Below are 26,024 nucleotides of genomic sequence, written 5' to 3'. Positions count from 1 at the left end.
GGTGATAGTGCCAATGCGTAATAAGCGTAGACGGTTTTAGTAAGCCTGAAATGTTACGAAGAATTTCTTCAAGCGTAACAAAATTTTAACCGCGCGGCTTTTTTATACAGTTTTCGGATCTGAAGGCGTGAAACAGCGGTGCGCAGCGAAATGAGAGCACGGTCACACTCTTCGGCGCACTGCAACAGTGTGGTATTATCGCCGCCTCATTTTTTGCGGTGATGCGCCCCTCTATGTTTGAAGTCATTAATCTCTCATGCGTTCGCGATGAGCGAATGCTGTTTCATGGGCTGAGCTTCCATGTCCGGCCGGGTGACCTCGTGCAGATAGAAGGGCCGAACGGCGCCGGCAAAACCTCACTGCTGCGTCTGCTGGCCGGGCTTAGCCGGGCAGAAGAGGGCGAAGTGCGCTGGCAGGGCGAAACGCTGCAGCGTCAGCGTGAAATATGGCAACAAAACCTGCTCTATCTTGGCCATCAGCCTGGCGTAAAAGCGGTACTCTCTCCGCTGGAAAATCTGCGTTTCTGGCACGGCGACAGCAGCCAGACGGCGCTGTATGCGGCGCTGGAGCAGGTCAGCCTGACCGGCTATGAAGAGGTGCCGGTGGCGCAGCTCTCTGCGGGTCAGCAGCGGCGCGTCGCGCTGGCGCGCCTCTGGCTCAGCTCAGCCCGACTGTGGATCCTGGATGAACCGCTGACCGCCATCGATAAAGCCGGTGTCGAAGCACTCATGGCGCGTTTTAACCAGCACGCCAGCCAGGGCGGGGCGGTGATCCTCACCACGCATCAGGAGCTGCCCGCCGCCGCGCTACGTAAAATACGCCTGAGCGGGGAGTGGCAATAATGCTGCTGCGTATTCTCCGGCGTGAACTGAAAATTGCGTTTCGCAGCGGGGCTGAAGTGATCAACCCGCTGTGGTTCTTTCTCATCGTCATTACGCTGTTTCCGCTCGGCATCGGTCCGGAGCCGCAGCAGCTGGCGCGCATTGCGCCCGGCGTGGTCTGGGTCGCCGCTCTGCTGGCTTCGCTGCTGGCGCTGGAGCGCCTGTTCCGCGACGATTTCCTTGATGGATCGCTGGAGCAGCTGCTGCTGTTGCCGGCACCGCTGCCGGTCACGGTGCTGGGTAAAGTGATCGCTCACTGGCTGGTCACCGGCCTGCCGCTGATCCTGCTGTCACCGCTGGCGGCGCTGCTGCTGTCGCTGGATATGGCAGGCTGGCGCGCGCTGGCGCTGACGCTGCTGCTGGGTACGCCGACGCTGAGCTTTCTTGGTGCTATCGGCACCGGCCTGACAACGGGATTGCGGCGTGGCGGCGTGCTGCTCAGCCTGCTGGTGCTGCCGCTGACCATTCCGGTTCTGATTTTTGCCAGTGCGGCTATCGACGCCGCCGGGCAGGGGCTGCCAGTTGGCGGCTATCTGGCGGTTCTGGGCGCGATGCTGGCGGTAAGTGCGACGCTGTCGCCGTTTGCCACCGCTGCGGCGCTGCGGATCAGCCTGCAGTAGCGCGCTTCCTCAGAGAAGCCGTTCCCTCTTTATTATTAGTGTGAGCAATGCAAATGTGGAAATGGATACATCAGTGGGCAAGGCCGGAACGCCTTTACCAGCTATGCGGGCGACTTATTCCCGGCATGGCGATTGCCGCAGCCGGCGCGCTGCTGCTTGGCTGGGGATGGGGATTTGGCTTCGCCCCGGCTGATTACCAGCAGGGCAATAGCTTCCGGATTATGTACCTGCACGTGCCCGCTGCCATGTGGTCAATGGGGATCTACGCCGCCATGGCGATTGCCGCCTTTACCGGTCTGGTGTGGCAGCTGAAGATGGCTGACCTGGCCGCCGCCGCGATGGCGCCGGTGGGAGCCGCCTTTACCTTTATTGCGCTGATTACCGGCTCCGCATGGGGCAAACCGATGTGGGGAACCTGGTGGATCTGGGATGCGCGCCTCACCTCAGAGCTGGTGCTGCTGTTCCTTTATATGGGCGCGATGGCGCTCTGGCTCGCCTTTGACGATCGCCGCACGGCGGGCCGCGCCGCCGGTATCCTGATCCTCGTCGGCGTGGTGAACCTGCCGATTATTCATTTTTCTGTGCAGTGGTGGAACACGCTGCATCAGGGCTCATCCGGTCTGCTGCAGCAGGCGATCGATCCCTCTATGCGCACGCCGCTGCGCTGGTCGATTCTCGGCTATCTGCTGCTGTTTATCACGCTGACGCTGATGCGGCTGCGTAACCTGATTTTACTGACCGAACGGCATCGTCCGTGGGCTATCGCGCTGGCACAGCAGGGAGCAAAAGCATGAGTCCGGCCTTCACCTCATGGAGTGAATTCTTTGCTATGGGCGGCTACGCCTTTTTTGTCTGGCTGTCGGTTGCCTGCACCCTGATCCCGCTACTGGGCCTGGTGCTGCATACGCTGCTGCAGCGGCGGCGTCTGCTGGCGGAGATCCGTCAGCGTCAGGCGCGGGAGCAGCGTGTGCGTGCGGCACAGACTAAACAGCGCGCGCGCGCTGCCGGGGAGGCAGGATGAATCTCCGTCGTCGCAACCGCCTTTTGGTGGTGCTGGCTATTCTTACCGGCCTTGGCCTCGCGACCGCGCTGGTGATGTATGCCCTGCGCTCAAACATCGATCTGTTCTATACGCCGGGCGAGATTATCAACGGCAAAGGCGACGCGCAGCTGAAGCCGGAAGCGGGACAGCGTCTGCGCGTGGGTGGCATGGTGATGCCAGGCAGCGTGAGGCGCGATCCGCAGTCGCTGGCGGTAACCTTCAGCCTGTATGACGCCAGAGGCGTGGTCAGCGTCAGCTATAACGGCATCCTGCCCGATCTCTTCCGCGAAGGGCAGGGGGTAGTGGCGCAGGGCGTACTGCAGGCGGGTAATGTTATCAGCGCCCGGGAAGTGCTGGCCAAGCACGACGAAAAATACACGCCGCCGGAAATTCAGGACGCAATGAATACCAATCATACCCGCGCCGCAGTGCGCTATCAGCCGGCGGGTAATCAGCCATGATGCCGGAAATCGGAACTTTTCTGCTCTGTCTGGCGCTGGGCCTGGCGCTGCTGCTGAGTATTTACCCGCTGTGGGGTGCCGCGCGTCAGGATGCGCGGCTGATGACGCTCGCGCGACCGCTGACCTGGGGCATGTTTTTAGCCATTGCCGCCGCCTTTATGGTGCTGGTGCACGCATTTGTGGTGAACGATTTCACCGTTGCATACGTCGCGACAAATTCAAATACGCTGCTGCCGGTCTATTACCGCGTCGCCGCGACCTGGGGTGCGCATGAAGGATCGCTGCTGCTGTGGGTACTGCTGCTCAGCAGCTGGTCGCTGGCGGTGGCAATTTTCAGCCGCGAGATGCCGCGCGATGCGCTGGCGCGCGTGCTGGCGGTAATGGGGATGATCAACGCCGGCTTTCTGCTGTTTATCCTGCTGACCTCCAACCCGTTTGCCCGCACGCTGCCTGATTTCCCCATCGACGGCGGCGATCTTAACCCGATGCTGCAGGATATCGGCCTGATCTTCCATCCGCCGCTGCTCTATATGGGCTATGTCGGTTTTTCGGTCGCCTTTGCCTTTGCCATCGCCTCGCTGATGACCGGACGGCTGGATACCGCCTGGGCGCGCTGGTCGCGCCCCTGGACCACCGCCGCATGGGTGTTTCTGACCATCGGTATCGTGCTGGGATCGGCGTGGGCCTATTATGAGCTGGGCTGGGGCGGCTGGTGGTTCTGGGACCCGGTGGAAAACGCCTCGTTTATGCCGTGGCTGGCCGGAACCGCGCTGATGCACTCGCTGGCGGTAACGGAAAAGCGCGGCAGCTTCAAAGCCTGGACCGTGCTGCTGGCGATCGCGACGTTTTCGCTCAGCCTGCTCGGCACCTTTCTGGTGCGCTCCGGCGTGCTGGTCTCGGTGCATGCCTTTGCCTCCGATCCGGCGCGCGGGATGTTTATTCTCGCTTTTCTGATCATCGTGATTGGCAGCTCGCTGCTGCTCTATGCGCTGCGCGGCGGTCAGGTACGCAGCCGCGTGCAGAGTGAAATCTGGTCGCGGGAATCGTTTCTGCTGGGCAATAACGTGCTGCTGATTGCGGCAATGCTGGTGGTCCTGCTCGGTACGCTGCTGCCGCTGGTGCACAAGCAGCTGGGGCTGGGCAGTATCTCAGTGGGAGAACCTTTCTTTAATACGCTGTTCAGCTGGCTGATGGCGCCGTTTGCGCTGCTGCTCGGTATTGGTCCGCTGGTGCGCTGGCGGCGTGATGAGCCGCAAAAGCTGTGGAAGCGGCTGAGTGCCGGGCTGGTGGTTACCCTGCTGCTCTCTGTTCTGCTGCCGTGGCTGCTGGAAGATCGCATTGAAGCGATGACGGTAACCGGGCTGCTGATGGCGATCTGGGTCACGCTGCTGACGCTGATGGAGCTGCATGAGCGCGCGACTCACCGGCATAGCCTGCTGAAAGGGCTGTGGCATCTGTCGCGCAGCCACTGGGGCATGGTGCTGGGGCATCTGGGCGTAGCGGTAACGGTAGTAGGCATCGCGTTCAGCACCCAGTACAGCGTTGAGCGCGATGTGCGCATGAAGGCGGGCGACAGCATCGATATTCATCGCTATCACTTTGTGTTCCGCGACGTGCATAACCTGCAGGGGCCTAACTACAGCGGCGGCGTGGCGATCATCGATGTCACCCGCGATGGCAAACCGGAAGCGGTACTGCGGGCGGAAAAACGCTTTTATACCGCTGCCCGCACCATGATGACCGAAGCGGCGATCAGCGGCGGATTTACCCGCGATCTCTATGCCGCACTCGGCGAGGAGCTGGATAACGGCGCCTGGGCCGTACGCCTCTACTACAAACCCTTTGTCCGCTGGATCTGGTTTGGCGGCCTGTTTATGGCGGCAGGCGGCCTGCTCTGCCTGCTGGATCCGCGTTATCGCGCGCGGAAAAAAGTTGCGCGTGAGGAGCGGGCATGAGCAAAAAAATTCTCTTTATTCCCCTGGCGCTGTTTCTGCTGCTGGCGGCAGCGCTGCTGTGGCAGCTGTCGCGTAATGCACAGGGTGACGATCCCTCCCGGCTTGAGTCAGCCCTGACGGGCAAACCGGTGCCACAGTTCAGACTGGAAGCGCTGGATCAGCCAGGCAAAATCTACAGCCAGCAGATCCTTACCGATGGTCAGCCGCTGCTGCTCAACGTCTGGGCAACCTGGTGTCCGACCTGCCGCGCTGAGCATCACTATCTGAACCGGCTGGCGGAGCAGGGCGTGCGCGTGGTTGGCCTCAACTATAAAGATGACCGTACAAAAGCGATAAACTGGCTTAATACGCTGGGCAACCCTTACGCGCTGAGCCTCTACGACGGCAGCGGCATGCTGGGGCTTGACCTCGGTGTCTACGGTGCGCCGGAAACCTTTCTCATTGATGGCCACGGTATCATTCGTTATCGCCACGCCGGTGATATGAACGAGCGCGTCTGGAATGAAGAAGTTAAACCGCTGTGGGAAAAATATAGCCGGGAGGCGGGGGCATGAGCAGGCTGCTTATTGCGCTGACGGCGCTGCTGCTTACGCTCAGCGTCCGGGCCACCACCACAGATAGCCTGCAGTTTACCTCGCTGCAGCAGGAGGATCAGTACCGGGCGATCACCGCCTCACTGCGCTGCCCGAAATGCCAGAACAACAGCATTGCAGATTCAAACGCCATGATTGCCGCTGACATGCGCCTGAAAGTCTATGAGCTGATGCAGCAGGGCAAGAGCCGGCAGCAGATAGTGGATTACATGGTGGCGCGCTACGGTCACTTTGTCACTTACGATCCGCCGCTGACGCCCGCGACGCTGATTTTATGGGCCGGTCCGGCGCTGTTTGTGCTGCTGGGCGGCGGGGTGATCCTGCTGCGTAACCGCCGCGCGCGTGAAACGACTGAACTGAATGACGATGAACAACAGCGCCTGGCGGCGATTCTGGAACGTAACGGGAAGCCGTAATGATTGTATTTTGCATGACTCTGATCGTCTTACTGGCGGCTGCGGTAGCGCTGTTTCTGGCTGCGGGATGGCGCCAGCGTGAATACCATGCTGACGAACGCGACCGGCTTAACACCGCCTTTTACCAGCAGCGCCTGCGCGAGCTGCAGCGTGATGAAACGGAAGGCGTGGTGGCAGACCGCGCAGAGATGGAGCGCGATCTGCAGCAGATGCTGCTGACTGACGTCACTGACGGGCAGCACGTCCCGGGGCGGCAGAGCAGCCGCTGGGTACTGCTGCCGGGCGTGATCCTGCTGCTGCTGGTGACAACCGGGGTCTATCTGCAAACCGGCGGCTACGCACAGCTCGCGGGCTGGCTCGCCGTTCAGCGTGACTATCCGGCGCTGCGCGCCCGCGTAATGGATCCGGATGCGCAGCCGCTGACGATGGAGGAGCTGGCGCGCCTGCAGCTGGGACTGCGCACGGCGCTGCAGCAGACACCCGGCAGCGCCGATGAGTGGGCGATGCTGGGGCGGCTTGGTATGGTGCTGAACAATGCTACCGCTGCCGGACAGGCGTTTGAGCGCGCGCTGCAGCGTGCGCCTGACAGCCTGGAGCTGCAGCAGGATTACGCCGAAGTCCTGACGCGTTCCGGCGATCCGCAGGATAACCGGCAGGCGAGCGTGCTGCTGCATGCGCTGCTCAAGCGCGACAGCGCGAATCTGCGTACGCTTAGCCTGCTGGCGTTCAACGCATCCGGACAGCAGAACTATACTGAAGCGCTCGACGCGTGGCGCGCCATGCTGGCGTTGCTGCCTGCCGGCGATCCGCGCATAACGCTGATTCAGCGCAGCATTGAGCAGGCGAAAACCGCCGCCGGGCAGCAGGCGGTTGCGCTGAGCCTGACGGTCAAGCTGTCGCCGCCGGCAGAAAAAATGTTGCCGCCGGACGGAGTGTTGTATATTTCTGTATCTGACGGTGTTTCACCGGTGCCCGTGGCCGTTAAGCGCCTGCCGCTTAGCCACTTTCCGCTATCGCTTACGCTGGATGACAGCAACGCTATGATGCCCGATCGCCTGCTTTCGGCGCAGCATCAGGTTCAGGTCAGAGTGCGTATTGCCCGCGACGGCAGCGCAAATCCTCAGGCCGGGGACTGGTTCGGGCTCAGTGCTATTACCTCGTGGGAGGGTCACCAGCCGCTGACTGTTGAGATCAATCAGCAGCAGCCCTGAAGCGCTACATTTATCATCCGCACAGGGAGAAGAACATGAATAACCGCCTGACCAGTCTGGCACTGGCCAGTTTACTTCTGGTGGGATGCGCCAGCTCAAAACCGGCGGATGACGCCGCCCCGGCGCAGCGCAGCGATCCGCTGGAAGGTTTTAACCGTACGATGTTCAATTTTAATTACAACGTACTTGATCCTTATGTGGTGCGCCCGGTGGCGGTAGCCTGGCGCGACTATGTGCCGGTACCGGCGCGTACCGGCATGAGTAATTTTCTCGGCAACCTGAATGAACCCGCCAGCATGGTTAACTCCATTCTGGTAGGCGAGCCGCGTCAGGCCGGGATCCACTTCACGCGTTTCTTCCTGAATACCGTACTGGGTCTGGGCGGCTTTATCGACGTCGCAGGCAAAGCGAACCCGGCGCTGGCGCGCGAGGTGCCGCATCGCTTTGGCAGTACGCTGGGGCGTTATGGTGTCGGCTACGGTCCGTATGTGGTGCTGCCCGGCTACGGCAGTTTCACCGTGCGGCAGGATGGCGGTGACTATGTGGATACGCTCTATCCGGTACTCAGCTGGCTGACCTGGCCGATGTCGATCGGTAAGTGGGCGCTGGAGGGAGTAGAGACGCGTGCTCAGCTGCTGGACTCTGACGGGCTGCTGAAACAGCAGCAGGATCCTTACTCTTTTATCCGCAATGCCTATTTCCAGCGTAACGATTTTCTGGCTAACGGCGGCAAGCTGAAGCCGGAAGAGAATCCAAACGCCAGCGCGATACAAAACGATTTGCAGGATATCGACGCGCCGTAAAAAAAGGGCAACCCACCGGGTTGCCCTTATTACTTGTGCGGCAGGCGCGATCAGAACTTATAGTTAAAGCTTGCGCCGTAAAGCCAGGCTTTGCCTTCTGAGTTGAAGGTATAAGGGGCTTCATTAACGGTAACGTGCTGACCATGCATATAAGATACGCCGACATCCACTGACGCTTCAGGCGTAAAGGCGTAAGACGCACCGGCGCTCAGCCACAGACGATCCTGATCCGGAATAGAGATAGAGCGTTTATCGGCCGGAACCGGGCTGTCATCGAAGGCGATACCGGTACGGAAGGTCCAGCGATCGTCATAGAAGTAGGTGGTACCCAGCGCAATGCGATAGGCATCTTTAAAGCTCTCATCTTTCTGGAACAGCGTCTGGCCGCGGCTGCCAGTCGCTTTCAGCTCCTGGAACTGGCTCCAGCTGGTATAGGCAAGGCTGTAGTGCACTGCCCACTGCGGCGCAACTTTATGCCAGCCGGACACTTCCCACATTTCCGGCAGGTTCAGGGTCAGGTAGCCGGGCACCGTTGAGCCGCCGGTACCGCCAAACGCCGCCGGGATATCGTTTTTATAATTGCCGTCAAAGTCGACTTTTACTTCAGAGCGGTAGGTAAAGCCGAAACGGTTATTTTTATCCACTTCATACAGCACGCCGGCGTTCCAGCCATAGCCCCACTCATTGCCTTTAAGGTGTGCGACCTGCAGATCGGACGGAAAGCCCACTGCCGGGCCAGCTTCACCGGCATAACGCTCAATTTTGGCGCGAGCATAAACCGCATCAAAGCCAACGCCAAAGCTCAGGTGCTCGTTCAGACGATAGGCGGTGCTGAGATTAAGGTTAGCGGTCATCAGATCGGTTTTACCGCCATAGCCCCCTGCGGCATAACCATTATTGAATTCAGTGGCCAGGCCATAGTTTGAGGTTGCGGATGCGCCCACCCACCACCGATCGGTAAGCGGCTGAACATAGTGAATATTTGGTACCCACTGATTAGGCGCAATGTTATTCGCGTTCAGGCTATTGCCGGTGAGCGGACTGCGTCCGCTGATATCCACTTCAGGATCGATATAGACTGCGCCGATCGAGAACATCGGGCTATCCATCAGTGCCATGGTGGCGGGGTTACGACTGGCCGATGCTGCTGTGTCACCCATCGCGCCTTCGCCTGAATAAGCGCGACCTAATCCAATTGCTGAGAATTCGTTAAGTTGAAAGCCTGCGGCGTAAACCTGGGAGGAGACGAGCGCCACTGCAGCTGCCACAGCTGACTTTGCAAACAGGTTCTTATGGTTCATGACCACAACCTCATCAAAATTATTATTAAACGTTGTCACGTCGCGTAACAAAGGACGGCGGATTGTAGGGACTGAGACTAAACAGACATATCAGACCAGTGCGACGAGTATAGGTCTGACCTGTGTGTAAGTTGCAATAATGTTTTTCAAATATTACAGACTTGATCGATAAAATCAGATCTGCTTAACAATTTCTTTATACTGCGCCGTCAGCATACCGGCTCAGGTTTGTTTTGGATCAAATTTTATTGTGATATTCGTCACTTAGCGGCGCAATGATAGAGGAAAATGGCCCGCAGGCGTACACTTTATGACAGAACATCCCCTTAGATCGCCCGCTTTTTCAGCCGGAGAAACCTCATGAGTCAGACCATTAATAAATGCAGTGCCCGCGAGACCGCTGCCTGCTGCTGTGTGGATACGGGCATTGTGATTGATAACAGCGACTGCAGTGCCCGCTGGTCAGCGCTGTTTCCCGATCGCGCAGCTGCCGAAGCGATGCTGTTAACGCTGACGGAGAAAGCGCAGCAAACTGCCTCTGAACCCTGTGAGATTACGTCGCAATTTACCTCAGAGCCGGAAGGTATACGCCTGAACGCTGAATTTACCTTTGCCTGTCAGGCTGAAGCGCTGATTTTTCAGCTCGCCCTGCGTTAATTCTGCATCGCCGTCAATCCGCGACGGCGAATCGCTATTTTCGTGTTTTTCCTCGCACTTTTTTCTCTTTGCTATTGGCGAGCCGTCGCCGGATGGTTAACACTGACGATCAGGTCAGACCTCTCTGGCAATGGTGTCAGATCGTCGGTTACAGGGGGAAAAGCATGAGCAGAGCGCAGCCGTTGCTGACGCGTCAGGGCGAACGTATCGCTATTACTCACGGGCTGCGTACGCCTTTTGTCCGGCAGGCGAGCGATTTCCACGGCATTCCGGCGCTGGAGCTGGGGCGTATGGTGGTCAGCGAACTGCTGGTGCGCAGCGAACTGCCGGTTGAGGTAATCGATCAGCTGGTGTTTGGTCAGGTGATACAGATGCCGGAAGCGCCAAATATTGCGCGCGAAATTGTGCTGAGCAGCGGGCTGAGCGTGCACACGGACGCCTACAGCGTCAGTCGCGCCTGTGCAACCAGCTTTCAGGCCGTCGCGAACGTAGCGGAGAGCCTGATGGCGGGCACCATCGATGCCGGAATTGCCGGCGGCGCAGACTCCTCCTCCGTGTTACCGATTGGCGTCAGCAAAACGCTGGCGCGTGCGCTGGTCGATCTTAACCGTGCGCGGACAGTGGGCAAAAAGCTGCAGATCCTGCGGCGTCTGCGCCCGCGCGATCTGCTGCCGGTGCCGCCTGCCGTGGCGGAGTATTCAACCGGACTGCGCATGGGAGATACGGCTGAGCAGATGGCTAAAACCTGGGGTATTACGCGTGAGCAGCAGGATGCGCTTGCCCTGCGCTCACATCAGCGTGCCGCACAGGCCTGGCAGAGCGGCGTACTGCAGCAGGAGGTCATGCCCGCCTTTGTGCCGCCGTGGAAAGCGCCGGTTGAGCAGGACAACACCATCCGCTTTAACGCCAGCGCGGCCGATTATGCCCGACTGCGGCCTGCGTTTGACCGGCGTCACGGCTCGGTAACCGCAGCAAACAGTACGCCGCTGACGGACGGCGCGGCAGCCCTCATCCTGATGCGTGAAGGGCGCGCCCGCGAACTGGGAATAGCGCCGCTGGGCTACCTGCGCAGCTACGCGTTTACCGCCATCGATGTGCAGACCGACATGCTGCTGGGCCCGGCTTACGCCTCGCCGCTGGCGCTGGATCGCGCTGGCGTCACGCTGGGTGATTTAACGCTGATTGACATGCATGAAGCCTTTGCCGCCCAGACGTTAGCCAACCTGAAGCTGTTCAGCGATGCGCGCTTTGCGCGTGAGGTGCTCAACCGGCCGCAGGCGCTGGGCGAGGTTGATGATGACCGCTTTAATGTGCTGGGTGGCTCCATCGCCTACGGGCATCCGTTTGCCGCCACCGGTGCCCGCATGATCGCCCAGACGCTGCATGAACTGCGGCGGCGCGGTGGCGGACTGGGACTGGTAACCGCCTGCGCGGCGGGCGGTTTGGGCACTGCAATGGTTCTGGAGGCTGAATAATGCAGCATACCGCGTTTGAGTTAACCCTGCGCCCGGATCATGTTGGTGTGATCACCATTGATGTGCCGGGTGAAAAAATGAATACGCTGCGCGCTGAGTTTGCCGCGCAGATCCGCGCGGTGATCGCCGCAGCCCGTCAGCATCCGCAGCTGGCGGGTCTGGTACTGATTTCCGGCAAAGCGGACAATTTTATTGCGGGTGCTGATATCAGCATGATCGACCGCTGCCACTCATCAGCTGAAGCGCAGGCGCTGGCGAAGCAGGGGCAGGAGGTGATGGCGGAGATTGCAGCGCTGCCGTTTCCGGTTGTGGCGGCGATACACGGCGCCTGTCTGGGGGGCGGTCTGGAGCTGGCGCTGGCGTGCGACGCCCGCATCTGTTCGCTGGATGAGAAGACCCGGCTTGGTCTGCCTGAAGTTCAGCTGGGCCTGCTGCCCGGTTCCGGCGGCACACAGCGGTTGCCGCAATTGATTGGCGCAGAGCAGGCGCTGTCGCTGATACTCAGCGGTAAAGCCCTGCGCGCCCGGCAGGCGCTTAAGCTGGGCCTGGTCGATGATGCGGTGCCGCCGGCCATTTTACTGGCAACGGCGGTGGCGCGCGTTCATAAAGGAAAGGGCGCGGCGCGGACGTTGCCACAGCGGGCGCGCCTGATGCAGAGCTTTGCGGGGCGCCCGTTGCTGTTTGCGCTGGCAAAGCGTCAGACGGATAAAAAAACTCAGGGTAACTATCCGGCGACCGGGCGCATTCTTCAGGTGGTGCGCATCGGGCTGGAGCAGGGTAGCCAGGCGGGACATGAGGCTGAAGCGCAGGCGTTTGGCGAGCTGGCGCTAACGCCGGAATCGGCAGCGCTGCGCAGCCTGTTTTTCGCGTCCACCGCGCTGAAAAAAGCCGCCGCCGCAGAGGGCGAAGTGCGCACGCTGCAGCAGGTGGGCGTACTGGGTGGTGGGCTGATGGGCGGAGGGATTGCCAGCGTGACGGCGCTGAAAGCGGAACTGCCGGTGCGTATCAAAGATATCCAGCTCAGCGGAATCAATCACGCGCTGCGCTACAGCTGGGATCTGCTGACAAAAAAAGTCAGGCGGCGTCAGCTGAAACCCGCAGAGCGTCAGCAGCAGATGGCGCGCATCAGCGGCGGTACCGACTATCAGGGCTTCAGCCGGCGCGATGTGGTCATTGAAGCGGTATTTGAAGATCTGGCCCTGAAGCAGCAGATGGTGGCGGAAATGGAGCAGCACTGTCAGCCCGACACCATTTTCGCCTCGAATACATCCTCGCTCGCTATCAGCGCTATCGCCGCGCAGGCGCAGCGGCCGCAAAATATCATCGGGCTGCACTACTTCAGTCCGGTAGATAAAATGCCGCTGGTTGAGGTGATCCCGCATGCGGCAACGTCAGCGGAAACGCTGGCTACCACGCTGCGGCTGGCGCAAAAGCAGGGTAAAACTGCAGTAGTGGTAGCGGATCGCCCAGGCTTCTACGTTAACCGTATTCTCGCCCCCTATATCAACGAAGCGCTGCGCTGTCTGCTGGAGGGGGAACCGGTCGAACATATTGACCAGGCTCTGGTAAAAGCGGGTTTTCCGGTAGGGCCGTTGCAGCTGCTTGATGAAGTCGGTATCGACACTGGCAGTAAAATCAGCCCGCTGCTTGAGCAGGCTTATGGCGCGCGCTTTGCCGCACCGCAGGCCGCGGTTGATGCTATTCTCGCTGACGACCGCAAAGGACGAAAAAACCGGAAAGGGTTTTATCACTATGAGAAGAGACGCTGGCCCGGCGCGCGTAAAGCGGATCGCAGCCTCTATACGCTGCTCGCTCTGAAACCTGAGGCGCGTCAGAGTGAGCAGCAGATTGCTGAACGCTGCATGCTGATGCTGTTAAATGAGGCCGCGCGCTGTCTGGATGAGTCGGTGATCCGTTCGGCACGCGATGGCGACGTTGCTGCGGTATTCGGCATCGGCTTTCCACCTTTTCTTGGCGGACCGTTCCGTTATATGGATCGATACGGCAGCGCTGCGCTTGTGGAGAGACTTACGGCCCTCGCCCAGCAGCATGGCGATCGCTTTGCCCCGTGCGAGGCGCTGCTGAAGCGGGCAGAAAGCGGCGCGCATTTTTACATTTAATCACATTCAGCAAGAGCGGTGCATATTCAGCCGCTTAGCAGAGAAGATGCAGTACAGGTCAGCCGGTACCGATTTAGCAGGCGCTTATTTAATAAGCAACCGGTTGACTATACTGAAGCCATTGGGGTAAAACACAGCCTTCATTCGCAGAATGAAGCGTCTGGTGCCGTGGTACCGGACGATATCGACCAACAACAGCGGTGCTTTATGCAAGTTTTTATCATGCGTCATGGCGATGCAGCTCTGGAAGCCGCGAGCGATTCTGCTCGCCCCCTTACGCTGTGCGGCTGTAACGAATCACGTCAGATGGCGAGCTGGCTCAACAGCCAGACGCCGGATATCGGAAGGGTGCTGGTCAGCCCCTATCTGCGCGCCGGGCAGACGCTCGCCACCGTGCGCGAGGCACTGGATTTGCCGCAAAACCAGGACGTTCTTTCTGAACTGACGCCGGGCGGCGATCCGGGACAGGTCGCATTGCATTTGCAGGCGCTGGCGGTGCAGGGCGTGAAAGCCGTGCTGGTGATTTCGCATCTGCCGCTGGTAGGATACCTGGTTTCTGAGCTGTGCCCGCAGGAAGCGCCGCCCATGTTCGCCACGTCGGCTATCGCCTGTATCGATTTTAATGCCGACGAGTGCGAAGGTAAGCTTTTGTGGCAGGTGAGTCCGGCCAGGCTTGCTAAAGCTATCTGATTCCCCTTCATAATTCAGGCTGCAGCTGCGTTGGCTGCGCGCCTTCACCCCGGTCACTTACTGATGTAAGCTCCCGGGGATTCATTTGCTTGCCGCCTTGCTGCAACCTGAATTATTTCGGGGAATACGCGCGTACAGGCTGCAGCCGCACTGGCTGCGCGCCTTCACCCCGGTCACTTACTGATGTAAGCTCCCGGGGATTCATTTACTTGCCGCCTTGCTGCCACCTGCCACCTCATCTGCTAAGGCAGTTCGGGCGGTTGCCACTCTTCTACCTCAATCAGCACCAGCAGTGCGGCGTCGCCGCCGAACATTTTAGGTGCCTGGTGAAACGCCATCACATGCGGGTGCTGCGCCAGCCATAGCGGCGTCTGCTGTTTAAGAATATGTTTTCCGTGGCCGGTCATGACGCTGGCGCAAAAAATATGTTCGCGGCGGCAGGCGGCGATGAGCGCGCCCAGCTCCTGCTTCGCCTGCATCTGCGTCAGCCCGTGCAGGTCGAGAAAAATTTCCGGCGTGTAGTCACCGCGACGCAGCTTCTTCAGTTCATAGTGGCTGACGTCAGCACGGACATAGCGCACCGGCCCGTCGCTGGAGAGCAGCGGCTGAAACTCATCGGAAAAATAGTGGCTGTTGTCAGCCTGTTCGGAAAGCAGACGTTTCAGCGGGACTTCCCGGGTTTTAACCGCAGGTTTATGTACGATAGTGTCCTGTTTCAGCTTACGCGTCCCGATCATTAACTGACGAAACAGCGCCTGATCGTCGTCGTTCAGCGGCGTCTTTTTACTCATGGCGGGAAAATTCTTTCAACGTTGCAGTTTACCGGGCTGTTACCTTACCGCTAAGCGCTGACAAATGTCAGCTTTTTCGCCTCGCTGCGCTGAATTCTGGCCCGCTTCATGGCAAACTATCGGCCGATTGATTTTATGGCCTGCGGAGGGCTACGTGGACAAGATTTTCGTCGATGAGGCAGTAAACGAACTGCACACTATTCAGGATATGTTGCGCTGGGCCGTCAGCCGTTTTTCAGCGGCTGGCATCTGGTACGGTCACGGCACGGATAATCCCTGGGACGAAGCGGTCCAGCTGGTTCTGCCCACTCTGTGGCTGCCGCTCGATATTCCTGAAGATATGCGCAATGCGCGCCTGACCGCCAGTGAACGGCACCGTATCGTTGAGCGGGTGATCCGCCGCGTGAATGAACGTATTCCGGTCGCTTACCTGACCAACAAAGCCTGGTTCTGCGGACATGAGTTCTACGTAGACGAACGGGTGCTGGTTCCGCGCTCACCCATTGGCGAGCTGATTGAAAACCGCTTTGCGGGTCTGATCCCCGGCCAGCCACAGCATATTCTGGATATGTGTACCGGCAGCGGCTGCATCGCTATCGCCTGCGCCTATGCCTTTCCTGAAGCGGAAGTGGATGCGGTCGATATCTCCCACGACGCGCTGGCGGTGGCGGAACAAAACATTGAAGAGCATGGCCTGCTGCATCACGTCACGCCGATTCGCGCCGATCTGTTCCGCAACCTGCCACCGGTAAAATATGACCTGATCGTCACCAACCCGCCGTACGTGGATGCGGAAGATATGGGCGATCTGCCTGGCGAATATCATCATGAACCGGAACTTGGCCTGGCGGCTGGCAGCGATGGCCTGAAGCTGGTACGCCGCATTCTCGCCTGTGCGCCTGACTATCTCAGCGAGCAGGGCGTGCTGATTTGCGAAGTCGGCAACAGCATGGTGCATATGATTGAGCAATATCCTGACGTGCCTTTCACCTGGCTGGAGTTTGATAACGGCGGCGACGGCGTCTTTATGCTGACGCGCGATCAGATCGTGGCGGCGCAGCACCATTTCTCCTTTTTTAAAGATTAATTTGCGGCGCGCCTGAGCGCCCGCACTATGGCAACAAGGAGCCATCATGGCCGGAAACAGCATTGGACAACTTTTTCGCGTTACTACGTTTGGCGAGTCGCACGGTCTTGCGCTGGGCTGCATCGTTGACGGCGTGCCACCCGGTATTCCGCTGACTGAAACCGATATCCAGCACGATCTCGATCGCCGCCGTCCCGGCACCTCGCGCTATACCACCCAGCGTCGCGAGCCGGATCAGGTGAAAATTTTGTCTGGTGTGTTTGAAGGGGTCACTACCGGCACCTCTATCGGCCTGTTAATCGAGAACACCGATCAGCGTTCGCAGGATTACGGCGCGATTAAAGATCTGTTCCGGCCCGGCCACGCGGATTACACCTATGAGCAGAAGTATGGTCTGCGCGACTATCGCGGAGGCGGACGCTCCTCAGCACGCGAAACCGCTATGCGCGTTGCCGCCGGTGCCATCGCCAAAAAATATCTGCAGCAGCACGGTATCGTGGTGCGTGGCTATCTGGCGCAGATTGGCGACGTCGCCTGTGAGCTGAAAGACTGGAGCATCGTTGAAGAGAATCCGTTTTTCTGTCCGGACGCCAGCAAGCTGGAGGCGCTGGATACGCTGATGCGCGCCCTGAAGAAAGAGGGCGACTCTATCGGCGCGAAAGTGACCGTGATGGCGGAAAACGTGCCACCGGGCCTCGGTGAGCCGGTGTTCGATCGCCTCGATGCCGATCTGGCGCATGCGCTGATGAGCATCAACGCCGTTAAAGGCGTAGAGATTGGCGATGGCTTTGCCGTCGTTAACCAGCGCGGCAGCGAGCATCGCGACGAAATCCGCGCCAGCGGCTTTCAGAGCAATCACGCCGGCGGCATCCTTGGCGGCATCAGCAGCGGGCAGACCATCAGCGCCAACCTGGCGATGAAACCGACCTCCAGCATTACCGTACCGGGTAACACTATTACCCGCACGGGGGAGGAGGTGGAGATGATCACCAAAGGGCGTCACGATCCCTGCGTCGGCATTCGCGCCGTGCCCATTGCCGAAGCGATGATGGCGATTGTGCTGATGGATCACCTGTTACGCCAGCGCGGGCAAAACGCTGACGTTAACAGCAGCGTACCGCGCTGGTGAGCCTGATGATGCGCCGCGCTCTGCTCACTTTCGCCGCGCTGCTGGGTAGCGCGGCCGCCGTTGCCGCCACGCCGTGGCAGCAGATCCAGCACCCTGTCTCTGGTGCGCCGCAGTCGATTGGCGGCTTTGCCAATGGCTGTATCGTCGGCGCGCAGGCGCTGCCGCTGGACGCACCGGACTATCAGGTCATGCGTCAGGACCAGCGCCGCTACTATGGTCATCCCGATCTGATCGCCTTTATTGAGCGCCTCAGCACCCGCACCCGTCAGCTTCATCTGGGGCAGGTGCTGATTGGCGATATGGGAATGGCGGCGGGTGGACGTTTCAGCAGCGGCCACGCCAGTCATCAGACCGGACTGGATGTGGATATCTGGCTACAGCTGCCAAAAACCCGCTGGAGCGCACAGCAGTTGCTGAAGCCGCAGCCGCTGGATCTGGTGGCGCCGGATGATAAACAGGTGATCGCCCGTCACTGGCAGCCGCAGATTGATAGCCTGATCAAGCTGGCAGCGAAAGACAGCGACGTCACGCGAATTTTTGTGAATCCGGCGATCAAAAAACAGCTTTGCGCCGATGCCGGCAGCGATCGCGAGTGGCTGCATAAAGTTCGCCCGTGGTTTGCGCATCGGGCGCATATGCATGTGCGCCTGCGCTGTCCGGCCGGCAGCCTGGAGTGTGAAGATCAGGCGCCACCGCCGCCGGGCGACGGCTGCGGTGCAGAGCTTGAGAGCTGGTTCCTGCCGAAAAAGCCCGGCAGCACGCCACCGGTAAAAAAAGCCCCGCCGCCGCTGCCGCCATCCTGCCAGGCGCTGCTGGATAACCACCGGCTCTGAGTACCTCTCCCGGCGCGCAACGGCTATTGCCCCGCGCCGGGCTTGTCTGCTACCTGCTGCGAGAAGTGAAATGGACCTTTTTATCGTCAGCCCGCTTATCCTTGGCGTACTGTTTTTTGTTGCCATACTGGCCGCTTTTATCGACTCCATTGCCGGCGGCGGTGGACTACTGACCGTTCCTTCGCTGCTGGCGGCCGGGCTGTCACCGGCACAGGCGCTGGCGACCAACAAGCTGCAGTCGGTTGGCGGCTCTTTCTCCGCCAGCCTCTATTTTGTCCGCCGTGGCGCCGTAAACCTGCGTGACCAGCGGCTGAACATCGCGATGACGTTTCTCGGCGCGGTCGGCGGCACGCTGCTGATCCAGCATATTCAGGCGGATATTCTGCGTCAGATCCTGCCGCTGCTGCTTATCGCCATCGGACTCTGGTTCCTGCTGATGCCGCGTCTGGGAGAGGTGGATCGCGAGCATCGTCTGCAGGGCGTGGCGTTTGCGCTGGTGGGCGGCGGCTGTGTGGGCTTCTATGATGGATTCTTCGGTCCGGGAGCCGGCTCCTTCTATGCGCTCGCCTTTGTCACGCTTTGCGGTTTCAATCTCGCCAAAGCGACGGCGCATGCCAAGGTGCTGAATTTCACCTCCAACTTCGCCAGCCTGCTGTTCTTTATGTTTGGCGGCAAACTGGTGTGGGGAACCGGCGTAGTGATGCTGCTCGGCGCATTTATCGGGGCGCGGCTTGGTGCGCGGCTGGTGCTGAGCCGTGGCCAGCGGCTGATCCGCCCGATGGTTGTGACCGTTTCTGCGGTCATGAGCGCCAAACTGCTGTGGGACAGCCACGGGGCTGAGCTACTGGCCTGGTTTGCCGCAGGATAAACCGACTCGTCAAATCGTGCCGCCGGTGCGACAATGGCGCCAGATGATTAACTGACAGATGACTATGCCGACAGAACACCACTATCAGCAGCTGATCGACATCTTCGACGGCTGCTTTGCTGAGACTTTTAAGACACGTCTAATTAAAGGCGATGATGAACCGATTTATCTTCCGGCAGATGCGGAATCACCCTGGCACCGCGTAGTTTTTGCCCATGGATTTTACGCCAGCGCGCTGCATGAAATTTCGCACTGGTGTATTGCGGGCGACGCGCGTCGGCAGCAGGTTGATTTTGGCTACTGGTACTGCCCCGACGGGCGTGATGCGCAGACGCAGAGCCAGTTTGAAGCGGTTGAAGTAAAACCGCAGGCGCTGGAGTGGCTATTCTGCGTTGCGGCGGACTTCCCCTTTAATGTCAGCTGTGACAATCTCGAAGGCGATTGTGAACCCGATCGCATTGCGTTTCAGCGCCGGGTCCATGCCCAGGTGATGCACTATCTGGAGCAGGGGATCCCGGCTCGCCCGGCACAGTTTATTGCGGCGCTGAACCGCTATTATGGTACGCCAGCGCTCACTGCAGCGCAGTTTCCGTGGCCGGAAACGCTTTAATTCGCCTGCTTAAAATGAAAGGAATGAGAGATGATCGTAGAATTTGAGTCCCGCATTCTGGCGCTGATTGACGATATGGTCGATCACGCCAGTGATGATGAGCTGTTTGCCAGCGGTTATCTGCGCGGCCATCTGACGCTGGCGGTTGCGGAAATTGAGCAGAGCGGCGAACACACGCCGGAAGCGCTGCAGATTGTCGTCTCCCGGAGCCTGCAGAATGCTATCGCCGCCGGTGAACTCTCGCCACGCGATCAGGCGCTGGTGGTCGGCATGTGGGATAACCTGTTTAGTCAGGCACGTCAGACCGCCTGATGCGCGGGGCGACTTTTCGCCCCGGCTCTCAGCGCCCCGCCTTTTTTCCCTTCAGCAATTTACGCACCCAGTAGCGGTTCGGATTCAGCGCCGCCAGCGTTGCGGCATCGAGCGGCTGCGGCTCACCGCTCATTTGTGCCGCCAGCACTTCAGCTGCCAGCGGCGCGCTGCAGAGCCCGCGCGATCCCAGCGCCCCCAGCACGAACAGCCCGTGATAGTGCGGGGCTTCAGCAATCTTCTCCCCGCGGGCGCGCTGTCCCGGCAGGTCAGCATACTGCGCCAGCGTGGCAGCGTAGTCTGGCAGGCCGCCGCTCATGGGCAGATGATCGCGCGTGGCGCAGCGCACGCCAGTCCGCGCCTCGTTATCACTGAGATCAACCTGCTGCGGCCAGGCGGCCTGCGGCAGGCATGCCATCAGACGCTGACGGTTGTTCTGCTGATCATCGGCACGAAAAGCGGTCGCGGTGTCACCGCGATGATAGCTGGCGCCGATGCAGTGGGTGCCAAACGTCGGGCTGACGGGTGTCAGATAGCCATCGTAACAGAGCACGCTCTGCAGGTTTGCCAGCGCGGCTGATGAGGGCGCATGGCTTACCTGGCCTGCGACCGGGTAGACCGGCAGATCCTGGCTCTGTTCCAGCGTCCGCAGCGCATGCCCGTTGGCCAGTACGACATTCTGATGCTGCATATCAGCCCGGTCGGAAAAGTGCAGCGTCCAGCCGTTTTCATGCGGCGTCAGCTGCGTAACCCGGTGCAGCCAGTGCTGGTGCAGACCCTGCGTCTGCGCCTGATCCAGCAGGTTGCTGGTAAGCTGGGAAGGGGAGATCCATCCGCCACGCGGATAGCAGATGCCGCCCATACCCAGCGCAACGCCCGCCAGCTGCTCCGCCTCGGCCGGTGAGACGCCGTAAGCGATCTCCGCCGGCAGCGCCAGGGCCAGCATCTGCGCAATCTTATCGGCGCTTTTTTCATCCCACGCCAGCTGCAGCACTCCGCACCAGCTCTGTTCAGCACGCTCCGGCAGGCTATCGTAAAGACGACGCGCGAAGCTGAAAGCGGCGGGGAAAAACTGCGCCAGCGCGGGATCGTGCTGGTTCAGTAAGGGGTAGAGCGCTGCCTGACGGTTGCCGGATGCACCCAGTGCCGGGGCCTCATCGGCGCAGTAGAGCGTCACGCGCCAGCCGCGGCGCAGTAATGCCAGCGCCAGCAGCGCACTGGCGACGCCGCCGCCAATGATGGCGACATCCTGGCCCGCTGCTGCAGGCCGCGCATACCACGGCTGCACGGCTGGCAGCGGCACCGCATGCGCCAGCGTGCCGGTCAGCATTTCGCGCTTATGCGCAAAGCCTTTACGTTTATTGATGGTAAATCCCGCTTCCTGCAGGCCACGCCTGACAAAACCCGCAGCGGTAAAGGTCGCCAGCGTTCCTCCGGCACGTGCCAGCCGTGCCAGAGCGCTGAACAGCGCCGGGGTCCACATATCCGGATTTTTAGACGGCGCAAAGCCGTCCAGGAACCAGGCGTCAACCTGACCCTGCAGGCTCTCATCAAACTCTGTTATCAGCGTATTAATGTCGCCAAACCAGAGATCAAGCGTAACCCGTCCACCGTCAAACAGCAGCCGCTGACAGCCGGGCAGCGCCGATGGCCACTGCTGCTGCAGCTGCGTTGCCCACGGCGCCAGCTCCGGCCAGCGCGCCTGCGCGGCAGCGAGATCGGCCTGCGTTAGCGGATACTTTTCACAGCTGATAAAGTGCAGCCGCTGCAGCGTCGCAACAGGCTGCTGCGCGCGAAACTGATCGAACGCCTGCCATAATGTGAGAAAGTTCAGACCGGTGCCAAAGCCGCTCTCCGCCACAATAAACAGATCGCGCGTATGCGTGCTGAAACGCTGCGGCAGCTGATTACCGCCGAGAAACACATAGCGGGTCTCTTCCAGTCCATTATCGTTAGAGAAGTAGACATCATCGAACGCTCGGGAAACAGGTGTACCCTGATCGTTCCAGGTTAATTGCGCGTGTTCAACCGGGGATAATTTCACGGGAAAGGCTCATTTTTCAGGCAGTGGCGCGATTTTAGCGAGTGGCGTCACATGACGCAAATTTACAAAAGGAAATGGCTGATCGGACTTGTTCGGCGTACAACTGTACGCTAGAGTGCACGTCAATCCAAAAAGATGTGGAATGAGGACTATTGAATGAAACGTGCAGTGATTACTGGCCTGGGTATCGTTTCCAGCATTGGTAATAACCAGCAGGAAGTGCTGGCTTCTCTGCGTGAAGGCCGTTCCGGTATCACTTTCTCTGAAGAGATGAAAGAAGCCGGTATGCGCAGCCACGTGTGGGGCAACGTCAAACTGGATACCAACGGGCTCATCGATCGCAAAATCGTGCGTTTCATGAGTGATGCCTCTGTTTACGCCTATCTTTCTATGGCGGAAGCGGTCAAAGATTCAGGCCTGACTGACGAGCAGTATCAGAACAATCCGCGCGTGGGTCTGATCGCCGGTTCCGGCGGTGGTTCACCGCGCTATCAGGTGTTCGGTGCTGACGCTATGCGCGGTCCGCGCGGCCTGAAAGGCGTGGGTCCTTATGTAGTGACCAAAGCCATGGCCTCAGGTGTATCTGCCTGCCTCGCGACCCCGTTTAAAATTCATGGCGTGAACTACTCCATCAGCTCCGCCTGTGCCACCTCAGCACACTGCATCGGCAACGCCGTTGAGCAGATTCAGCTGGGCAAACAGGATGTGGTCTTTGCCGGTGGCGGTGAAGAGCTGACCTGGGAAATGTCCTGCGAGTTTGACGCGATGGGCGCACTTTCGACCAAATATAACGATGCGCCTGAGAAAGCCTCGCGCACCTATGATGCTAACCGTGACGGTTTTGTTATCGCCGGCGGCGGTGGCATGGTTGTGGTTGAAGAGCTGGAGCATGCGCTGGCACGTGGTGCGCATATCTATGCTGAGATTGTTGGCTATGGCGCAACGTCTGATGGCGCTGACATGGTTGCGCCGTCAGGTGAAGGCGCGGTGCGCTGCATGAAGATGGCGATGCAGGGCCTCGATGCACCGATCGACTATCTGAACACGCATGGCACCTCCACGCCGGTTGGCGATGTGAAAGAGCTGGGCGCAATCCGTGAAGTGTTTGGTGACAACACCCCGTACATTTCAGCGACCAAAGCCATGACCGGTCACTCCCTGGGTGCAGCGGGCGTGCAGGAAGCGATCTACACCCTGCTGATGCTGGAGCACAGCTTTATCGCGCCGAGCATCAACATCGACGATCTGGACGAGGCCGCAGCAGGGATGAACATCGTGACGCAGCCAACGGAAAAAGCGCTGACCACGGTCATGTCCAACAGCTTCGGCTTTGGCGGCACCAACGCCACGCTGACCATGCGTAAATATCAGGGCTGAATTTGCCCGCGTCCCGTCGCCCCCTGACGGGATATCACAGGCTGCCGCTATGGCAGCCTGGCTTTCTCTGCTCAGCCTGAGCCGTTTTGACAACCCCGCTTTGACCTGCATACACTCCTGTTTTACCTTCCCGTAATTTCCCTGCGCTATCGTCGCTGACAAGGAGTGCGCAAAGATGACCGCTCACGCTAACGCGTCCGTATTGCCGCTCGCCTGTACCTCGTTTGCCGTGTTTCTCAGTTATCTGACCGCCGGACTGGCACTGCCGGTGATCCCGCTGTATGTGCATCAGGAACTGGGCATGAGTAACCTGATGGTGGGCATTGCAACCGGCAGTCAGTTTATTGCCACCCTGCTGACGCGCGGTTTTGCCGGCCGGCGTGCGGATCAGCAGGGAGCACGCGCTACCACCCGCTACGGTATGCTGACGATTGCGCTGACAGGGGCTGCCTATGCCGCCGCCGTGTTGCTGCCGGTCGCACCCGGCGTGCGCTTTATGCTGCTGATAGTGGCGCGTCTGCTGCTGGGGGTAGGGGAAAGCCTGCTGCTGACCGGTAATCTGACCTGGGGGCTGGGGCTGGCGGGGGCCAGGCGCTCTGGTCTGGTCATGTCCTGGAACGGAATGGCGATTTATGGCGCGCTGGCGGCAGGCGCTCCGCTGGGAGTGCTGATGTATCAGCATGGCGGGCTACTGGCTATCAGCGGTGCGGCGCTGCTGCTGCCGCTGCTGGCTCTGCTGGTTAACGGCTGGATCCGTGCGGTGCCGGTTGCCGGCGGTACGCGGCCGTCGCTGTGGAGCGTTATCAGCGCCATTTTTTCACCGGGGCTGGTGCTGGCGCTGCAGGGCGCCGGTTTCGCCGTAATCGGCACCTTTACCTCGCTCTATTTTGCTGCTCAGGCGTGGGGACACGCCGGCTTTGCGCTCACCGCCTTTGGCTGCGCTTTTACCGGGGTGCGGATCCTCTTTGGTCATCTGCCGGATCGCTATGGCGGGAGCCGGGTTGCGCTGGTGTCACTGCTGGTGGAAGCGCTGGGTCTGCTGCTGCTTGCCGTTGCCACCTCAGGCTGGCTGGCGCTGGCGGGGGCGGCCCTCACCGGCTGTGGCTGCTCGCTGATCTTTCCGGCGCTGGGGGTTGAAGTGGTACGTCGCGTCGCGCCGCAGATACGCGGTACTGCCCTGGGCGCTTTCTCTGCCTTTCAGGATATCGCCTATGGGATCAGCGGCCCGCTAACCGGACTGCTGGCGACGGCGTCTGGCTATGGCGCCGTCTATCTGGCGGGCGCGCTCTGTGCCGTGGCCGGTTCCGTTATCACCTGGTGCTGCGTGCTTCGCGCGCCAGCAGCATAACCAGCTTATCGCAGGCGCCGGCGATCTCAGCCGGCGTCAGCGCTGCAAAGCCGAGCAGCCAGCCGGGCTGCGGTGCAGCTGTATGGCAGAGCGGTGAGAGAGGCGGCAGCAGCAGACCCGCTGCCGCTGCCCGCTGTGTCAGCGCTGCCTCATTGCCCTGCAGCAGCGAGACGGCCAGTTGCAGACCACCGTTTGCCGGAAGCGGGCGCAGCCACGGCTGCATACGGCTATGAATCTCTTCCAGAAGCCGGTTGCGCCGGTAGTAATAGAGCTGCCGCATCAGCCGCAGATGGCTGGCAAAATGGCCCTGCTGCAGAAATTCAGCGGTGATAGCCTGCGGCAGCAGCGCGCTATGGCCATCCAGCACGCTGCGCGCCCGGCCCAGCGGCTCAGTCAGCTGCGGCGGTACCACCATCCACGCCAGGCGCAGGGAGGGAAACAGGGTTTTGGAAAAGGTCCCCAGTGAGATAACCCTGCTGTCGCTCGTCATGCCCTGCAGCGCCGGAGCAGGCCGATCACCGTAATGAAATTCGCTGTCGTAATCATCTTCAATCAGCCAGCTGTTATGCTGCTGCGCCCACGCCAGCCACTGCAGCCGCCGTGCCAGACTCATCGCTATACCGGTTGGATAGTGATGCCCGGGCGTCAGGTAAACCAGCCGGGCGCGACCGGAGAGCGGGACCGCACCGTGCTCATCCAGCGGCATCGCACGGCAGTGCGCGCCTGCGGCAAGAAAGGCGTTACGCGCCCCCGGATAGCCGGGATCCTCCAGCCACACCTCATCATCCGGATCCAGCAGCAGCAGCGCCAGCAGCTGCAGCGCCTGCTGCGAGCTGGTCAGGATGATGACCTGTTCCGGACGACAGCGCATACCGCGCGACAGGCTCAGATACTCCGAGACCGCCTCGCGCAGCGGCAGGTAGCCGAGCGGATCGCCGTAGCCCATTACGCGGCTGCCGAGCCGGCGCTGCACGTTGCTGCTGATGCGCCGCCACTGCGTATGCGGGAAAGCCCGTAAATCGGGCGATCCGGCGGCAAACGCGGCGGGGAAGGGCGGATCCTGACAGCCGCCGGTCGCCATCAGCTGCAGGCCACGCTGCGAGAAGTGCGGTGCCCGGCGGGTTGACGGCGTATCTGGCGGCGGAGCCAGCGTAATCGCGACAAAAGTACCGCGTCCGGTGTGGCGCTGCAGATAACCTTCGCTTTCCAGCTGCGCGTAGGCCGCTTCCGCGGTTACGCGCGCGACTGACAGCTCTGCGGCCAGCTGACGGCTGGAGGGAAGCTTCTCACCGTGGCGCAGCTGGCCGCTGACGATTGCCTGCCGCAGGGCGCGGCAGAGGCGCTCGCGTCGTCCACCCTGCGCCTGCTGCTGAAAAAGCGTAGCCAGTTCCTGATACATAATG

26 protein-coding genes are annotated in these 26,024 nt (G+C 60.3%); 22 read left to right on the top strand and 4 right to left on the bottom strand.

Translation table 11 applies throughout. The annotated features are described in order from the left end of the window. Positions 1–233: 233 nt before the first annotated feature. The 10 genes from ccmA to mlaA are packed head-to-tail and all read left to right on the top strand — an operon-like array spanning position 234 to position 7,982. Positions 234–842 (top strand): cytochrome c biogenesis heme-transporting ATPase CcmA, encoded by a 609-nt coding sequence (gene ccmA / locus C1Y41_RS08535; protein WP_039379169.1) that lies wholly within the window; start codon positions 234–236, stop codon positions 840–842. Next, entirely contained in the window at positions 842–1,501 is a 660-nt protein-coding gene (ccmB, locus tag C1Y41_RS08530; protein ID WP_039379167.1) for a heme exporter protein CcmB, read from the top strand. The genes ccmA and ccmB overlap by 1 nt, the downstream gene beginning before the upstream one ends. 53 nt (positions 1,502–1,554) lie before the next feature. Next, positions 1,555–2,295: a heme ABC transporter permease gene (locus C1Y41_RS08525; protein WP_039379166.1), complete on the top strand. Its 741-nt coding sequence runs from the start codon at positions 1,555–1,557 to the stop codon at positions 2,293–2,295. Further along, positions 2,292–2,522 carry a heme exporter protein CcmD gene (gene ccmD / locus C1Y41_RS08520; protein WP_039379165.1) on the top strand — a complete coding sequence of 77 codons (231 nt, stop codon included), beginning with the start codon at positions 2,292–2,294 and terminating at the stop codon, positions 2,520–2,522. Before C1Y41_RS08525 ends, ccmD begins: the two co-directional genes overlap by 4 nt. After that, on the top strand, positions 2,519–3,004 hold the full coding sequence (gene ccmE, locus C1Y41_RS08515) for a cytochrome c maturation protein CcmE (RefSeq protein WP_039379164.1): 486 nt from the start codon (positions 2,519–2,521) through the stop codon (positions 3,002–3,004). The genes ccmD and ccmE overlap by 4 nt, the downstream gene beginning before the upstream one ends. Further along, complete coding sequence (locus C1Y41_RS08510; protein WP_039379162.1) at positions 3,001–4,959, top strand: heme lyase CcmF/NrfE family subunit; 1,959 nt, start codon at positions 3,001–3,003, stop codon at positions 4,957–4,959. The genes ccmE and C1Y41_RS08510 overlap by 4 nt, the downstream gene beginning before the upstream one ends. After that, on the top strand, positions 4,956–5,513 hold the full coding sequence (locus tag C1Y41_RS08505) for a DsbE family thiol:disulfide interchange protein (RefSeq protein ID WP_039379161.1): 558 nt from the start codon (positions 4,956–4,958) through the stop codon (positions 5,511–5,513). Before C1Y41_RS08510 ends, C1Y41_RS08505 begins: the two co-directional genes overlap by 4 nt. Further along, positions 5,510–5,968 (top strand): cytochrome c-type biogenesis protein, encoded by a 459-nt coding sequence (locus C1Y41_RS08500; RefSeq protein WP_039379160.1) that lies wholly within the window; start codon positions 5,510–5,512, stop codon positions 5,966–5,968. The genes C1Y41_RS08505 and C1Y41_RS08500 overlap by 4 nt, the downstream gene beginning before the upstream one ends. Continuing rightward, the gene (gene ccmI, locus C1Y41_RS08495) at positions 5,968–7,179 is read left to right on the top strand and encodes a c-type cytochrome biogenesis protein CcmI (protein ID WP_104085247.1); all 1,212 of its coding nucleotides are present in this window, start codon (positions 5,968–5,970) and stop codon (positions 7,177–7,179) included. The genes C1Y41_RS08500 and ccmI overlap by 1 nt, the downstream gene beginning before the upstream one ends. A gap of 35 nt (positions 7,180–7,214) precedes the next feature. Further along, a complete protein-coding gene (gene mlaA / locus C1Y41_RS08490) occupies positions 7,215–7,982 on the top strand; it encodes a phospholipid-binding lipoprotein MlaA (protein ID WP_039379156.1) in 768 nt (255 codons plus the stop codon). A gap of 50 nt (positions 7,983–8,032) precedes the next feature. Here mlaA and fadL read toward each other — a convergent pair whose 3' ends face one another. Further along, entirely contained in the window at positions 8,033–9,283 is a 1,251-nt protein-coding gene (gene fadL, locus C1Y41_RS08485) for a long-chain fatty acid transporter FadL (protein WP_104085364.1), read from the bottom strand. A gap of 360 nt (positions 9,284–9,643) precedes the next feature. On the opposite strand from fadL, the gene C1Y41_RS08480 reads away from it, so the two are divergent. The 4 genes from C1Y41_RS08480 (at position 9,644) to sixA (ending at position 14,225) form a co-directional block, all read left to right on the top strand. Beyond that, the gene (locus tag C1Y41_RS08480) at positions 9,644–9,940 is read left to right on the top strand and encodes a YfcZ/YiiS family protein (RefSeq protein WP_082032635.1); all 297 of its coding nucleotides are present in this window, start codon (positions 9,644–9,646) and stop codon (positions 9,938–9,940) included. 164 nt (positions 9,941–10,104) lie between these two features. Further along, positions 10,105–11,415: an acetyl-CoA C-acyltransferase FadI gene (gene fadI / locus C1Y41_RS08475; protein ID WP_039379155.1), complete on the top strand. Its 1,311-nt coding sequence runs from the start codon at positions 10,105–10,107 to the stop codon at positions 11,413–11,415. Then, entirely contained in the window at positions 11,415–13,535 is a 2,121-nt protein-coding gene (gene fadJ / locus C1Y41_RS08470; protein ID WP_039379154.1) for a fatty acid oxidation complex subunit alpha FadJ, read from the top strand. Before fadI ends, fadJ begins: the two co-directional genes overlap by 1 nt. Before the next feature lie 207 nt (positions 13,536–13,742). Continuing rightward, positions 13,743–14,225, top strand: a complete 483-nt coding sequence (sixA, locus tag C1Y41_RS08465) for a phosphohistidine phosphatase SixA (RefSeq protein ID WP_039385580.1) — start codon at positions 13,743–13,745, stop codon at positions 14,223–14,225. 242 nt (positions 14,226–14,467) lie between these two features. Here the strand turns inward: sixA and smrB are convergent, their stop codons facing one another. Continuing rightward, complete coding sequence (gene smrB, locus C1Y41_RS08460) at positions 14,468–15,016, bottom strand: endonuclease SmrB (RefSeq protein ID WP_039379153.1); 549 nt, start codon at positions 15,014–15,016, stop codon at positions 14,468–14,470. Between the two features lie 154 nt (positions 15,017–15,170). On the opposite strand from smrB, the gene prmB reads away from it, so the two are divergent. The 6 genes from prmB to C1Y41_RS08430 all read left to right on the top strand — a co-directional run bounded on the left by prmB (position 15,171) and on the right by C1Y41_RS08430 (position 19,855). Next, on the top strand, positions 15,171–16,103 hold the full coding sequence (gene prmB / locus C1Y41_RS08455; RefSeq protein ID WP_039379152.1) for a 50S ribosomal protein L3 N(5)-glutamine methyltransferase: 933 nt from the start codon (positions 15,171–15,173) through the stop codon (positions 16,101–16,103). A 46-nt stretch (positions 16,104–16,149) separates the two neighbouring features. Beyond that, complete coding sequence (gene aroC, locus C1Y41_RS08450) at positions 16,150–17,232, top strand: chorismate synthase (protein ID WP_104085246.1); 1,083 nt, start codon at positions 16,150–16,152, stop codon at positions 17,230–17,232. An 8-nt stretch (positions 17,233–17,240) separates the two neighbouring features. Next, on the top strand, positions 17,241–18,065 hold the full coding sequence (gene mepA / locus C1Y41_RS08445; protein ID WP_094111139.1) for a penicillin-insensitive murein endopeptidase: 825 nt from the start codon (positions 17,241–17,243) through the stop codon (positions 18,063–18,065). Positions 18,066–18,135: 70 nt separating this feature from the next. Continuing rightward, a complete protein-coding gene (locus C1Y41_RS08440; RefSeq protein ID WP_039379149.1) occupies positions 18,136–18,933 on the top strand; it encodes a sulfite exporter TauE/SafE family protein in 798 nt (265 codons plus the stop codon). A 64-nt stretch (positions 18,934–18,997) separates the two neighbouring features. Next, positions 18,998–19,543, top strand: coding sequence for an elongation factor P hydroxylase (locus C1Y41_RS08435; RefSeq protein WP_039379147.1), 546 nt, complete (start codon positions 18,998–19,000; stop codon positions 19,541–19,543). Between the two features lie 30 nt (positions 19,544–19,573). Continuing rightward, complete coding sequence (locus C1Y41_RS08430) at positions 19,574–19,855, top strand: YfcL family protein (RefSeq protein ID WP_039379145.1); 282 nt, start codon at positions 19,574–19,576, stop codon at positions 19,853–19,855. Positions 19,856–19,883: 28 nt separating this feature from the next. Here C1Y41_RS08430 and mnmC read toward each other — a convergent pair whose 3' ends face one another. Then, a complete protein-coding gene (mnmC, locus tag C1Y41_RS08425) occupies positions 19,884–21,896 on the bottom strand; it encodes a bifunctional tRNA (5-methylaminomethyl-2-thiouridine)(34)-methyltransferase MnmD/FAD-dependent 5-carboxymethylaminomethyl-2-thiouridine(34) oxidoreductase MnmC (RefSeq protein WP_104085245.1) in 2,013 nt (670 codons plus the stop codon). A gap of 156 nt (positions 21,897–22,052) precedes the next feature. Between mnmC and fabB the strand changes: the two genes are divergently transcribed. Both fabB and C1Y41_RS08415 read left to right on the top strand, forming a co-directional pair. After that, entirely contained in the window at positions 22,053–23,273 is a 1,221-nt protein-coding gene (gene fabB / locus C1Y41_RS08420; RefSeq protein WP_104085244.1) for a beta-ketoacyl-ACP synthase I, read from the top strand. 175 nt (positions 23,274–23,448) lie between these two features. Continuing rightward, positions 23,449–24,621 (top strand): arabinose transporter, encoded by a 1,173-nt coding sequence (locus C1Y41_RS08415; protein ID WP_039379142.1) that lies wholly within the window; start codon positions 23,449–23,451, stop codon positions 24,619–24,621. On the opposite strand, the gene C1Y41_RS08410 is transcribed toward C1Y41_RS08415, so the two are convergent. Further along, positions 24,584–26,020, bottom strand: a complete 1,437-nt coding sequence (locus C1Y41_RS08410; RefSeq protein ID WP_104085243.1) for a PLP-dependent aminotransferase family protein — start codon at positions 26,018–26,020, stop codon at positions 24,584–24,586. The genes C1Y41_RS08415 and C1Y41_RS08410 overlap by 38 nt on opposite strands. Positions 26,021–26,024: the final 4 nt, after the last annotated feature.

The organism is Pantoea sp. ICBG 1758, from assembly GCF_002928325.1.
Classification (GTDB): domain Bacteria; phylum Pseudomonadota; class Gammaproteobacteria; order Enterobacterales; family Enterobacteriaceae; genus Pantoea; species Pantoea eucrina.
Note: the sequence above shows the minus strand (reverse complement) of the source record. Positions and strands in the feature narration are given on the sequence as shown.